Source organism: Planktothrix sp. FACHB-1355, from assembly GCF_014748295.1.
GTDB lineage: Bacteria > Cyanobacteriota > Cyanobacteriia > Cyanobacteriales > Aerosakkonemataceae > Aerosakkonema > Aerosakkonema funiforme_A.
This window is the reverse complement of sequence record NZ_JACJUP010000057.1, coordinates 1-12364: the sequence shown is the minus strand read 5'-3', so window position 1 is coordinate 12364 and position 12364 is coordinate 1. Positions and strand designations below refer to the sequence as shown.

13 protein-coding genes are annotated in these 12364 nt (G+C 46.9%); 3 read left to right on the top strand and 10 right to left on the bottom strand.

Going from position 1 to position 12364, the window contains the following annotated elements; genetic code table 11:
- Positions 1 to 16 precede the first annotated feature (16 nt).
- The 3 genes from H6S82_RS05000 to H6S82_RS04990 form a co-directional block, all read right to left on the bottom strand.
- A complete protein-coding gene (locus tag H6S82_RS05000; RefSeq protein WP_190464775.1) occupies positions 17 to 265 on the bottom strand; it encodes a hypothetical protein in 249 nt (82 codons plus the stop codon).
- A gap of 45 nt (positions 266 to 310) precedes the next feature.
- Positions 311 to 733 carry a hypothetical protein gene (locus tag H6S82_RS04995; protein WP_190464774.1) on the bottom strand — a complete coding sequence of 141 codons (423 nt, stop codon included), beginning with the start codon at positions 731 to 733 and terminating at the stop codon, positions 311 to 313.
- Between the two features lie 120 nt (positions 734 to 853).
- Positions 854 to 1210 (bottom strand): iron-sulfur cluster assembly accessory protein, encoded by a 357-nt coding sequence (locus H6S82_RS04990; RefSeq protein WP_190464773.1) that lies wholly within the window; start codon positions 1208 to 1210, stop codon positions 854 to 856.
- Positions 1211 to 1437: 227 nt separating this feature from the next.
- Between H6S82_RS04990 and H6S82_RS04985 the strand changes: the two genes are divergently transcribed.
- A complete protein-coding gene (locus H6S82_RS04985) occupies positions 1438 to 3075 on the top strand; it encodes a hypothetical protein (RefSeq protein WP_190464779.1) in 1638 nt (545 codons plus the stop codon).
- Positions 3076 to 3856: 781 nt separating this feature from the next.
- The gene (locus tag H6S82_RS04980) at positions 3857 to 4954 is read left to right on the top strand and encodes a hypothetical protein (RefSeq protein ID WP_190464772.1); all 1098 of its coding nucleotides are present in this window, start codon (positions 3857 to 3859) and stop codon (positions 4952 to 4954) included.
- 30 nt (positions 4955 to 4984) lie between these two features.
- Here H6S82_RS04980 and H6S82_RS04975 read toward each other — a convergent pair whose 3' ends face one another.
- The 7 genes from H6S82_RS04975 to gvpA all read right to left on the bottom strand — a co-directional run bounded on the left by H6S82_RS04975 (position 4985) and on the right by gvpA (position 10181).
- Positions 4985 to 5371 carry a hypothetical protein gene (locus H6S82_RS04975; RefSeq protein WP_190464771.1) on the bottom strand — a complete coding sequence of 129 codons (387 nt, stop codon included), beginning with the start codon at positions 5369 to 5371 and terminating at the stop codon, positions 4985 to 4987.
- Between the two features lie 390 nt (positions 5372 to 5761).
- Positions 5762 to 7642, bottom strand: coding sequence for a LamG domain-containing protein (locus tag H6S82_RS04970; RefSeq protein ID WP_190464770.1), 1881 nt, complete (start codon positions 7640 to 7642; stop codon positions 5762 to 5764).
- Positions 7643 to 7835: 193 nt separating this feature from the next.
- Positions 7836 to 8108 (bottom strand): hypothetical protein, encoded by a 273-nt coding sequence (locus H6S82_RS04965; protein WP_190464780.1) that lies wholly within the window; start codon positions 8106 to 8108, stop codon positions 7836 to 7838.
- A gap of 31 nt (positions 8109 to 8139) precedes the next feature.
- Positions 8140 to 8328 carry a hypothetical protein gene (locus H6S82_RS04960; protein WP_190464769.1) on the bottom strand — a complete coding sequence of 63 codons (189 nt, stop codon included), beginning with the start codon at positions 8326 to 8328 and terminating at the stop codon, positions 8140 to 8142.
- 4 nt (positions 8329 to 8332) lie between these two features.
- Positions 8333 to 9244 (bottom strand): gas vesicle protein GvpN, encoded by a 912-nt coding sequence (gvpN, locus tag H6S82_RS04955; protein ID WP_190464768.1) that lies wholly within the window; start codon positions 9242 to 9244, stop codon positions 8333 to 8335.
- A gap of 2 nt (positions 9245 to 9246) precedes the next feature.
- The gene (locus H6S82_RS04950) at positions 9247 to 9810 is read right to left on the bottom strand and encodes a hypothetical protein (protein WP_190464767.1); all 564 of its coding nucleotides are present in this window, start codon (positions 9808 to 9810) and stop codon (positions 9247 to 9249) included.
- Positions 9811 to 9962: 152 nt separating this feature from the next.
- A complete protein-coding gene (gene gvpA, locus H6S82_RS04945; RefSeq protein WP_190464766.1) occupies positions 9963 to 10181 on the bottom strand; it encodes a gas vesicle structural protein GvpA in 219 nt (72 codons plus the stop codon).
- Between the two features lie 387 nt (positions 10182 to 10568).
- Here gvpA and H6S82_RS04940 point away from each other — a divergent pair, with 387 nt between their 5' ends.
- Entirely contained in the window at positions 10569 to 12347 is a 1779-nt protein-coding gene (locus tag H6S82_RS04940; RefSeq protein WP_190464765.1) for a bifunctional serine/threonine-protein kinase/formylglycine-generating enzyme family protein, read from the top strand.
- Positions 12348 to 12364: the final 17 nt, after the last annotated feature.

The following is a 12364-nucleotide window of genomic DNA, read 5'->3' as shown; positions in this document are numbered from 1 at the left end:
CCCTAGCCCCTAACCCCTAACTGACTTTTGAGTTAAGGCGTTTGGAAACCCAACTGACTATCCCGCTGACAATGGCCCCTGCCATGAGAATGCTAATGGCAGGCATAAATATCGGTTCCCAAAGTTTGTGCCAAAGGTCGAAGCCCAGAGGAATGTCGGTAGCTTTACCGATAAGTGCGATCGCAAACCAGAAAAAACCGATTAAAACGAGGAAAAAATCCCACATTAAAGCTACATTGAGCCATTTCAGCAATTTATCTTTCATTTTTAGTCATCAATCATCGTCGCTCGGTCAGGCATAACCAATTTATCAACCAAACAGCCAGGTCTGGATGCGCTCAAGACTCTTCCATTCTGGTTTTCTGGTTAAACCTTCTTCAATATTTTCTTGAATCTCGCGACGCAATTCCGAATCCAAAGCAAGTATCTGTCCGACAATTTCGATATGTTGTCGCACCCCAGTTTGATTGGTTTCGAGCATAGCAGATGCGAGGTTAATGCGTGCTTGCGGTTCTTGCGGCGTTAACTTCACTGCCTTTTGGGCTGCTTTGTAAGCTTGATTGGGTTTATCGTCCAACAGGTACAACCAAGCCAAACAAGTCCAAGCGGAACCGTTTTTAGGAGTGCGATCGCAAATATCTTTGAAATAGGGTATGAGAGTCTCCGGAGTTTCGCCAGCTTTATAGCGTTCAATACCAGATTCAAAAATCTCCGCAGCTGTTTGTTGGGTCATCGGTGTTCAAAAAAGAGATTAAAAAATAAAAAAGAAAGAGGTAAGCACAATTTTGCCTTTTTCTTTTTTAATTAGTGACAATGGCTGCTTTCGATCGCTCCGTGCAGGACGGGATACTACTTACACAGCAAAAGACTTACCGCAGCCACAGGTTTGACTGGCATTCGGATTGGTGAATTGAAAGCCACCGCCAATCATAGCATCGCTATAGTCCAGAACCAAACCGTACAAATAAAGTAAGCTCTTGCGATCGCAGACCAGCTGAAAGCCATCATAGTCAAAAACGTCATCATTCTCCGTAATGGTGCTGGGATCTATAAAGTCCATCATGTAAGACATCCCAGAACAGCCACCTTGGCGAACGCCCACGCGCAAGCAAAGGTCTTTTCCTTGTTTATCCCGCAAAAATTTAACTTGCTGGAGGGCACCATCGGCGATCATAATACCGCGTTGCTGAGACTGAGTTGCTGATGTCATAAATTTATATCACTCCTTGGCCTGCTAACGTCTATAGGTTTTTACCTTCTAGTATATTTTATCTAGCTTAAGAGCATCCCAAACTCAAAAGCAGAAGCACAAGCCAAGCAGGAATGCCTTATCGTGAAGATAAGGAAACCCTTCCCCATACAGGGATGGCAGGATCTTACGGTCAGTACGGATACCGAACCCGCAACCTGCTAATTATATTAGTAACGGCTCAGTCTATGACAACCCTCAATCGCTCTACCCGTCGCCGGTTAAAACAATTAAACCAAATTCCCAGCGTGTGGGAGGGCGATCGCCGTCCATTATCGCCAGACGGCGAATCAGACACAGAAGCAAAAGGCGATTGTATTTTGTGGGTAGATGGTTCGCAAGGAGTTGTCCGTGCGATCGACATGGTAACCTCAGAATCTGGCCCAGAAGCCGTAGTACGCACATTGCTGCGAGCGATGGAATATCCCCAAGGGCCAGTCAAACCAGCTCGACCCCAGAAAATAGTGGTGCGCGATCGCGAAATTCAATTTTTCCTGCGCGGAGTACTGCAAGAACTGGATATCGCCATAGAACACGTACCGACACTACCCTTAATTGACGAATTGTTTCGGGAGTTTCAAGAAAACGCCAACACCCAACCACCCCAGTTACCGCCCCAGTATGCCGATCGACTCATGCAAGCTGCATACGAGATTTGGAACGCTGCACCTTGGGAATACCTGGAAGAACATCAAATCGTATCCATTGAACTGAACCGTTGGGACATTGGTACCCTCTACGTTTCTGTGATGGGGATGTCGGGAATGGAGTACGGCATTTTACTGTACCGTTCGCTCGACTCCCTCAAGCGCTTTCGGGCTACTGTTTTGCAGGAAGAAGAATCTCTGGAAAAGCTGGAAGAAGCTTTCCTGGGGCAAGACTGTCTGTTTGTCACCTTTGAGTCCGCAGCTGACTTGCAAGAAGATGAAGACATCGATTTAAGTGACCTGGCATTTTCAGAAATCGAGCCAAATTTTGGCAATATCCACCCATTAGAAGGTCTCCGTGCCTCATTATTTGAAGAAGAAGCCCTCATTCTTTTAACTGCCCTAGAAGGCTTCAATCGCTTTCTACGCGCCCAGCGCCGGCAATTAGCTGGCGACACGTTCCCCTCTCTGAGCAATCGCTATCGCATTTCTGTACCTCAAGAAGATTCCCAAACCGGCACCCAACAGGCATCTGTGAAAGTGGCAACGCTACCAGATATCTCCAAAGAACTGTTGAAAATGATTGAATGGGAAGACGAGGAAGATGATGAGGTGCTTTCTCTCAAAGCTATGCCCGTTCTCAGAGATGACTTGGTGCCGCAAAATTCCTTCCTCAGCATCGGGATGGTGTCTTGGGAGATGGTGGAGTATTTGCGGATGAGTCTGGGACAGAATCCATCGATGGAAAAAGTAGAAGCGCTGGGAGATGGGTTACCGGTAATTTTGATCCAAACTTCGCGTCCCAAGGCTAAAACCTTGATCGAGAAAATTCAAGCAGCAGGAGGTGTTAAAGGCATTTTCTTTAATCCGGGGGAAGACCCGTTTGAAGATAATACTTACGACTTGGGAATCATTCAAACCAACAATGAGGAAATGCACGTTTTTGGCGAGTTTATCCAAAATGACCCCATTCACGCAGAAGCGCGTAAGAAGTGGGATCGGCGGTGTAAGAAAACGAAGGGTCACTGCGCCTTGCTGATTAGTAAAGGGTTAACGGGTGCTTCGCGAGGAAATCCTCAGTTACAAGATATGATGGCTCTGTTTGAGGCGCGATCGCTCTCTCATAAAGAATTGGGCTTAGGTACTCTGCAACGGATGTTGCAAGTGGACTGGGAATAAGAAAGCAGGGAGTAGAACGCCGCGTTAGTTTTGAGAAGTTTAAGAAACCCGTTTTTTAGACAATATCCTCCAATCAACTCGGTGTCATCCTAAATCCGGGTCTCCTACCCCTTTTTCAGGCTCAATGTTACTCCTTCTCCTACTCCCCCACTCCTCCCAACAATAACGGAGATAACTGAAGCCGATTTGGTATCAGTTGTCGATCGCAGTTTGAAAAATAGCTTCACAAGTTTTTCACCTTTTTAAGCTTAGCTATCTAATAGGACATCCGTGTTGAGCAACCACGAGCTATCTAGAACACCAGCTTGGGTATGTTCCTTTGCTGCCATCAAGATTAGCTCATGGTTGTTATTATTAGACTCAATGATAGTTAGCAATGAATAAAAAATTAGGCTTTTTAGGTATATTTACGGAAACAATTGCATTAGATCTAAAAAACCTGAATTGTCACATAGACAGATATATTATATTGCCGAAATCAGCAATTACACTTAAAAAAGTTTTAGCTACTACTTGTCCTAAGTTAAAAGTTTATTTTTCTCGGTTTTTATAAAGAAATGAAGAAGAAATATGTTATGTAGTTTTATATACACACAAAATAAGTCCTAGTATGATAAAAAGTTAAGTGAGAGCCAAAAAAGTAGTAAAGACAAGTTCGCATATAGGTAAAATTAATCGCTAATAGGCAATTTCTAAATAGCAAAAGCAAATTTTTATATGCTAAAATGAAATTAAAAATGTTAATCTTTGCAGCACCATCAGCTATCTAAAAGGGGAAGTAATGGCTAAAGCAACAGTTCAATCATTAGCTCACCAATGGGCAAAAAAGTATATTGAAAACCTCCAAATCAATTCCCAAAATGAATCCTCAAAACAGCCCCATAAGTTAGCAGATATAGTTTCCAAAGCAGGACGGGAGCAAACTGCCGAAAAATTAATGCACTCGCTCCGATTTGTGAGCGCCCAAGCCTGGAACAAAACTGAAGGATTGCTAGCGAAAGAAATCTATAGGCACAGGATAAATCCCAGATTAATCAATCCTTGGGAAATTGCGGCAGATTCGTTTCGCATTTACGAAAAAGCGCTCTTAATTTACACGCAACAAGCACCGCCGAGACGTCTTTCTGTGGTGATGGGGCTTGATAACCAATACGACGATCTCGACAAAAATGCACTCGAAATCTATACAGAACAGATTGCTCCCAGCCAGCTGGCAAGTTTGATAGGTGAGGAAATCGGCGAACTTCAGAATAAGTACACTGCAAATGACCCGCGAGTCAAAGGTTTTGTGAGTATGCAGTTGCACTATACCAGCCAGATGCTGTTGGAGATGCTCTCCCCCACAGAACAAATGCTGGTAGGTGCTTATTTCAAAGTAATTGACGACCACTTCTATATGCCTTTGCAGCGCTCTTATCAAGCGGCAGCAAAACTCGACTACGACTCACCGGTTTTGGCAGCTGTGCAGCAGTTGTTACCGGAAAGTACTAAGATTGCGAAAAAGATTAATGAGCGGGTAATTCAGCTCTACCCAGGTTATTGCAGCAACAGCGGTGCTTTAACCGACCCAACAGTGCAAGTTTCCAGTATCCGCGATGTGGAAATGTTCCAAGTGTATTTGTGGGTGTGCGCCTTGGAAGAGAACATCGCCGCTATTCAACAAGAACTATTTCCTCTATGCGTGATGCTTTACCCTACTTTGGGGGTTAAGTGGGAGCTGCTGCGGCAAATGCTGTATTTATTGGGTAAAGAAATCCGCAGTCGTTTGACTGCGGAACAAGCAGCGAAATTTATGCCATATTTTCAGGCATTGTGGGAAATGTTTTCCCCCGATGTGTTTGCCGCTCTTGGGGAAGAGGGGAATTTATTAGCAATATAGGCTTTATTTCTTAAAGATCGGCAGTTTCTGTTACCTTTGGCCTAGCTGCCTCTTCAATTGTGCAACTTGTGCCTCCAGCGCTTTGACGCGCTGGTTTAGGTCAACTGCTATGTTGGCGAGTCGCTCAAACATGGGATCTTGAGATGGTCTTTGTGTGTTGATTCTGGGGGTGGCGCGTGGGGGTAAAGGTGCTGGTGTCGGTCTGGGTATTTCCCGTCTGGGGAATTCGGAACGGTTGCTGATTCGATATAGTTGGGACTCGATGCGCTCAACTTGCGATCGCAACTGGGAGTTATCTGTCTCTAATCTAGAAATACGGGATTCTAGGAAACCTGTCGATTGAGCCAGCGTCAAACTGGGCCATAGGGCAAGTCCCAAAATAAAAGCAAGGCAAAGCAGTGCAATTTTTTTGTGCATTGTGATGCTCCCAGCTAACATAGCTAGCGTTTTGCACAATACTTATCTGACTGGCAGTTCACCAAATTGATTTTGATAAGTCGAACTGGCGAAGAAACGCGGTTTTTCTAAAAAGGGTTTCTTTAACTTCAAAACTCACTTGACAAACTACTAGATCTCCAAGTTAACGCATCAGCCAAAGTAATTGCTACCAACAAATATCATTTGTCGTGAGGTTAGATGAGAATGAATGTGCAGAGCAATAGTTATATTTAATATTCAACTTTTTCATCTGGTTTTCGATAGATTTGATTAAAAATAAGAAATTGCGGTCGATCGCTAAACAAAAAACCCGGTTTTTCTAAAAAACCGGGTTTCTGGAAATCCCACTATGGCATGACAGGGGAAAGGTTAATAGTGGCCGTTCTTGCCGTTACCGTTGCCGTTGCCGTTCAGGTTGCCTCTGACCAGAACTAAACCGACCAAATTTTCCCAGTCGGCTCGCTTAATAACACCGTGATAGCTGTTATAGGTGCGATCGATAACGGTAGTATCCGTTGCTTCCTTGAGAGGCCAAAATCCCATTAAGCCCGGTGCATCGCCCACCGCCAAACTGTTCATCTCATTTTTGATTTCCGCTTGACTGCAAGCGCGATTCCAAATCCGCACGTCGGTGATTTGACCGGGGAAAAAGTTGGCTGGTTTTCCGTCTTTTGTACCGGCTCCTATCCGCAAAGGACGCGAGGTATTGGGCACATAATGAGTCAGTTTTTCGCCGACTAATTCACCATTAATATAGAATTTCAGCATTGCGCCGTCGTAGGTGGCGACCAGGTATGTACGACTATGGAAAATCGCTTCTGTACCGCTAACTACAGTCCAACCTGCTTCTCCAGCACCCAGGCAAAATTGCCATTTATTATCTTGACCCGCATAGAGAACGTATCCTTTGGGCAGAAAATCGTCTTGGGAGGATATAGCAGCACGCCAAGTTCCCTGCCAATCTTGTAAGTTTACCCAACAGGATAAGGTGAATTGGGTGAGATTGAGCGCCGGGACATAAGGGATTTCCACATAACTTGACATTGTGCCATGATTGTGGTATACGCTCTTATCCCTGACTGCGGTGCCTGTACCTTCATTGAGGGGCCAGTATCCCACTAAGCCCGCTTCGTCGCCGTCAAGGCGATAATTCATTTCGGTTTGAATTTCTTTTTGGACGCAAGCGCGATTCCACACACGCACTTCGGTGATGTGACCGGGGAAAAAGTAGCTTGGGTTGCCTTCTGTTACGCCTGCGGCAATTCGGAAGGGACGAGCGGTATTAGGCACAAAACCATTTACGACTCTTTCTATTGCTAATTCGCCATTGACATAGAATTTGGCGATCGTGCCATCGTAGGTAGCTGCGAGGAATGTCCAGGTATTGAGCTTTAATTCAGGCCCGTTAATGTATACCCAGCCATTTGGCCCGGTGCCCAGCCAAAATTGCCATCGATTGTTCTCTCCTGCATAGAGAATGTATCCTTTTTCTGGAGAGATGTCGCGAGAAGTGACGATCGAGCGCCATCTACCCTGTTCGCCTTGGACGTTCGCCCAGCAAGATACGGTAAATTGAGTGGGATTCAGAGCTGGGCTATAGGGTATTTCGATATAATCGCCTTGCCCATCGCAGCTGACGATCGCCGCATCATCTGGCTCGCCGGTACTGGCTAGAGCTTGCAGTTCTTGAGTTACCAGCGCTCTGCTCCAGACTCTGACTTTAGTAATTGTGCCGCGAAATAAACAGTGACTGGCTCCGGCTTGTTCGATCGCACCTGCTCCTATATGGAGGGGATTGCAGGTATTTGGCAAAAACGGTACTCCCGTGCGCTGTCCCACTGCCTGACCGTTTACATATAAAGTCATAATTTGGGACACTTGGTCATAAGTTCCAGCCAAATGCGTCCATACTCCCGGTTTGGCTTTTGGCCCTGTTACTACGAGCCAGGGACTTCTGCTCTGACCGCTGCCCATCCAGAATTGCCACTGTCCGTTGGGGGTGACGCAGAAAACGTAGCCTCGGCGTCCTTGCCATGCTGAGCCGCTGACGGAGGTCAAGATCGATCGATACCCCGCTCCCCCTTTGTACTGAACCCACATTTCAGCCGTGAAGCTGGTCGGGTTGAATTCTGGGCCGTAGGGGATTTTAATCTGACAGCCACAGTCATCAATGTAGGGAGTTGCTTCAGCTGGGTAACTGAGGTCAACTTCTTTTAGCTGCTGTGCGATCGCAGTTTCTTTCAGTATCATCGCTCGCCCCAATATTTTTTTGACTTTCTGAATTGCTTGTAATATTCCGACCGACGATCGGGTTAGTTTCTAGAACACCTATAAGTAATCCCAGAAACCGGGTTTCTTTGGGTTATAGCAACGAAATATCGAGTTTCATTCCTGGAAAGAAACCCGGTTTCTCATCTTCTATACCCCGTAGTGAATCTATGGTTTAGTAGCGACGCATTTCGGCAAGAAACTTATTCTGGTAGCGCAAAAATTCATTGCGCGATTCCGCAGTGCGACGTTTGTGATATTCATAGATTTCGTTTCGCAGGTTCTCGATCTCGCGCGATCGACTGTCTCGATCCTTGAGAAACTCTTCTTGATGCCTGAGAAACTCGCCGTGCCATTCCTGATAGCGGCGTTGGCCATCCCTAACTAGCATTTGACGATAATGCTCGCTGGACAGTAAGTGTGGGGGAATACCATCGAGATTCGTCATGACTAAAGACCTCCTGGGTAAGATGGAATTACTACTGCCGTTTCCACTGTTTCTTCAGCCACTGTCTGCGGGCTTCACCAGCCAGCATTTTTGCTGATGCACCGATGCAGCGGGCGCGATCGCTGGCAGATAAGTCCAAACCGCTCAAGGTTTGGCAAGCGCGGAAACTGGAAATCATCCCGCCAGTGCGAACTTGCCGCATGGTGCGAATAAGCAGCATTACTTTACCTCCGTTTAGTAGCGAGTTTCTTTACCGACGTAAGTTCTTGAAACAGTTCCCCAAGAATCGAGATTGATTCGCTTTGGGGCAGTTTGGAACGCGACAGCAAGACATCCGCACAGATATCTCGAAAGTCTGCGTTGGTCGGCGCAACAGTAATATTTTGGGTGTGACAGACTTTACCGATAATCAGACTAGCTCGCAAACCGGATGACTTATCTGCCTGCGTGCGCTCCCGGAACCTCTTGACTAGATGAACGATGACTGAGCCTTCAGCTCGCGTCACTCCTGCTTTTTGGACAAGAATCTCCTGCTGAGTCAGTTCATCTGGTTCTGGAATGTCGATCGTCACCAAACGATCCATCAGCGCATCTTGTGCTTCGTGAACTCCGCAGTATTCTTCTGGATTGGAGGTGAAAATCACCCGGAATTCCGGATGGGCGCGAATATATTCTTGTTGCTGGGCAACTGGCGGCAGCACCAGTAGCTTTTCCTCCAATACGGAGAGCAGAACGTTGTTCACCTCCGGACGGGAACGGTTGAACTCGTCGTACACCAGAGTAAAGCCTTCGCGGCAGGCTGTGGTTAGACGCGCATCGACCCAAGATTGGCGGAATTCATCTTCCACCTTGACTACAGTGTGGATAAAATTATCCACGACTTTCTTGCGGCTGTATCCCCCTTGGTTACCGATCAGATCGGACGATTTGTATTCATCATCGCCAAACACCAGTAAAATCGGACGCTCCAGCAGATTCGCCAAATGTATTGCCAGCGTCGTTTTACCAGTTCCAGCCGGTCCGCGCAAATGAACCGAGAAACCCGTACTGAGATAGCGCAGGGCACGCTGGGTCAAGCGACTGATTGTGGGTGTATCGACAAAATTCTGGGAGTTGACTTGCAGAACTGTAGCCACAATTAACTCCCTTGGATCGGATAGTAACTCTGAGCTTGCTGCACCAGAAGTTTCTGGTTCATTAAGCTTTGCAAAGCATTGACTGTATCGGCTCTAGATAGACCTAATGCCGTTTCGATATCATCGATCTGGACACCGATGTTCTGCCGAACGTACTGGAATACCCGCTCCAGATTTGTCGGGATAGATTTTGGTTTGGCACTGGGGGGGACATTGGGGGCTGGCAAAGGTACGGGGTTGACGTCGGTCATCAGGGTTGGTGCTGTTCCCCAAACGTAATCTCGCATAGCTGCTACGTAGGCTGCCCGTTGATGCGCTTCTTCCATCCAGACTTCTTGCTGATGCAATCGCGTTTCTTCTCGGAAGTTCGCCACATCCGATTGCAAGGTGTTGTGAAAGTTACTGAGCGAGTCGCGCAGAGCAGCCGCCATCGCAGCTCGGTTTGTTGCTGTCTCGTACAATTCCATCTGAGTCTGGTGGCGATGCTCCAGCACCTGATGTTGACGTTCGTTGATTTCTTGTTGACGCTGCGCTCGCGCAGCATCCCATTCCTCTCTTAAAGACACAATTTAGGCTCCTTTTCCGCTATTTTCTCCCTAAAACAAAAAATTAGCGTTCTCGATCGCCGATCGACAGCTACCATCTGCATCAGATTACTGGAAACACCTGCTTGTGATATTGCAACAAGCAGGTTAACTTAGCATCAATGGTGACAATATTAGGCAGCCGGTACAGCAGCTTGTGAAGTTAAACCAACTGCTTCGGCGTACTTTAAGTAGGTTTCTACCGACGCTACGACAACCCGTGCTTCTACTGCTAGCAGTTCGATCCCTACTAAGGATACCCGCGCCCACAGGTCGATGACGACACCTTTGTCGAGGATGCGATCGATCACTTCGGCCAGACTGGAAGATGAGTTTACTTTTTCAACAGCCATAGTAATTTATACCCTATGTAAGATGAAGTCTCTAACTATTTATACTATCTGACTTTATTAAATATCCTTAAATTTTAATCTGAAATAAAACTTTTCATTTCTACTTCAGGTATTGCTTAGCTTGCTTCAATTTTATTGCATATTTTATGCCTCCAGATCCTAAAGAACTTATAAAGAATATTCTGCCTTTAATGTTGAGTTTGCTAATGGTTGAGTAAAATTATGTTAACAATCTAAAATAAATGAGAACCTTTAAATGTCCGAGGCAGCATTAGGGCTGTTTTTAGAGTATTATTACCTACGATTTACTCATTTTTAAACAATTTCAAGCAATTTTAAGCAATTGTTAGCAGATAGTCGAATTTTTGTATAGCAGAAAGCAGACGCATGAACCCAAATCAATTCTGGCGAATGTTTGAAGACGAGTGGTTTACGCCCAAGTATCGTCTGAAAAAGCTTTTGGGTGCGGGATCGTTTGGTGCGGTATTTCTGGCAGATGAGGTAGTTGCCGATCGCGTCATGCGGGAAGTGGCTATTAAAATATTTTCCAACGAGAGCGGGCAGCAAGAGCGTCAGATTGCTGAGTTGCAAACTGCGATCTCTCTCAAACATCCTGGCTTACTGGAAGGTTTGAGTCCCGAACAAGGTTGGCTTAAAGGTGTGGAGTGTCTCGGTTTAGTGATGGAACTCGCCCAAGAGTCGCTGGTAAAGCGGTTGCAGCGAGGTGCATTATCTGTCTCGGAAGTGAAAGCCATAGTGAAAAACCTCGCGGGTGCCTTGCATTATTTGCACGATCGCGGCGTTGTGCATCGAGACTTAAAGCCTGCCAACATCATGTTAGTGGGCGGACAGTGGAAACTGACGGATTTTGGCATTTCCCGGCTGTTGGAAAACCGTAGCGGTAGCGATACCGCCCCCAGTCATCAGGTGGGCACGATCGCTTATGCACCGCCAGAATCTTATCAAGGTAAAATTTCCCTTGCCTGGGATCTGTGGTCGTTGGGAGTGGTAATCGTCGAAATTCTGACAGGTCAACATCCTTTTGCCGGCAACACCATACCGGAAATGATGCAGCGGGTGACGATGGCAGAACCCGACATCCCTTCCGAACTGCCCGCTCCCTTTGCCGCGATCGTGCGGGGTTGCTTAGTCAAAAATTACACACAACGCTGGACAGCAAGCCAAGTTCTCGCCGCACTCGACCCCACCGCAGATTTAGGCAGAGTCACGGTGTTATTGCCTTTTTCGCCTAGCTTTCGCAAAGTTCTGCCAAACGGGGTAGAAGGGCAGGGATACGTAACAATACCGACTTCCGGTATTCGGCTGGTAGAACCGAATGCTTCCAGGGTAGAGCCGCCCACAATGCGATCGGATGCGGTTTCCACACCCGCTCGCGCCCTCCCCAACAACAGATGGAATTACCAAGAGCGACTTCCTGGCGGTGCAAAGCTCGATATGATTGCCATTCCGGCGGGCAGTTTTTATATGGGAACTTCGATCGCAGACATCGAACAAGTTTTACGCCTGGAAAGTTGGTTTAAACGCTGGGAGGTGGAAAAGTGGTTGCGCCCCGAAATGCCCCAGCATAAAGTTAGCTTACGTAGTTTCTCTATGAGTAAGACACCGATTACTCAGGAGCAATGGCAAGTTGTGATGCAAACCAATCCCTCCCATTTCAGCGGTTTGTTGCGACCGGTGGAAAATGTTTCTTGGTGGGATGCGGTTGAGTTTTGCGATCGTCTTTCCGAAATCGCTGGTAAATCCTATCGCTTACCCACCGAGGCGGAATGGGAATATGCCTGCCGCGCCGGTACTCAAACCCTCTACAATTTCGGTAACAGCAAACAACCCCTGCGAAACTTTGCCTGGTACACCTGGAACTCCCGCAATCAAACCCAACCTGTAGCACAAAAACAGCCAAACGCCTGGGGATTGCACGATTTGCACGGGTTAGTCTGGGAGTGGTGCGAAGATAACTGGCACGATAAGCTGAATGGCGCACCTAAAGATGGTAGTGCTTGGATCGCGAACGGACACCCGACGAAGCGCGTAGTGCGGGGTGGCGCTTGGTACAGCTTGGCAGATGATTGTCGGTGTGCCTATCGTTTTTGCTACGATGGTAGTTTTCGATACCCCAGTATCGGGTTTCGTGTGGTATTAGGCTAGGGGCTAGGGGTTAGGGC

What these genes read in the sequence shown, in the direction of transcription:
- H6S82_RS04975 (WP_190464771.1), bottom strand. Translation starts at nt 5,371, where the DNA reads ATGCACAAAAAAATTGCACTGCTTTGCCTTGCTTTTATTTTGGGACTT.
- H6S82_RS04970 (WP_190464770.1), bottom strand. Translation starts at nt 7,642, where the DNA reads ATGATACTGAAAGAAACTGCGATCGCACAGCAGCTAAAAGAAGTTGAC.
- H6S82_RS04985 (WP_190464779.1), top strand. Translation starts at nt 1,438, where the DNA reads ATGACAACCCTCAATCGCTCTACCCGTCGCCGGTTAAAACAATTAAAC.
- H6S82_RS04940 (WP_190464765.1), top strand. Translation starts at nt 10,569, where the DNA reads ATGAACCCAAATCAATTCTGGCGAATGTTTGAAGACGAGTGGTTTACG.
- H6S82_RS04960 (WP_190464769.1), bottom strand. Translation starts at nt 8,328, where the DNA reads ATGCTGCTTATTCGCACCATGCGGCAAGTTCGCACTGGCGGGATGATT.
- H6S82_RS04965 (WP_190464780.1), bottom strand. Translation starts at nt 8,108, where the DNA reads ATGACGAATCTCGATGGTATTCCCCCACACTTACTGTCCAGCGAGCAT.
- gvpA (WP_190464766.1), bottom strand. Translation starts at nt 10,181, where the DNA reads ATGGCTGTTGAAAAAGTAAACTCATCTTCCAGTCTGGCCGAAGTGATC.
- H6S82_RS04980 (WP_190464772.1), top strand. Translation starts at nt 3,857, where the DNA reads ATGGCTAAAGCAACAGTTCAATCATTAGCTCACCAATGGGCAAAAAAG.
- H6S82_RS04990 (WP_190464773.1), bottom strand. Translation starts at nt 1,210, where the DNA reads ATGACATCAGCAACTCAGTCTCAGCAACGCGGTATTATGATCGCCGAT.
- H6S82_RS05000 (WP_190464775.1), bottom strand. Translation starts at nt 265, where the DNA reads ATGAAAGATAAATTGCTGAAATGGCTCAATGTAGCTTTAATGTGGGAT.
- H6S82_RS04995 (WP_190464774.1), bottom strand. Translation starts at nt 733, where the DNA reads ATGACCCAACAAACAGCTGCGGAGATTTTTGAATCTGGTATTGAACGC.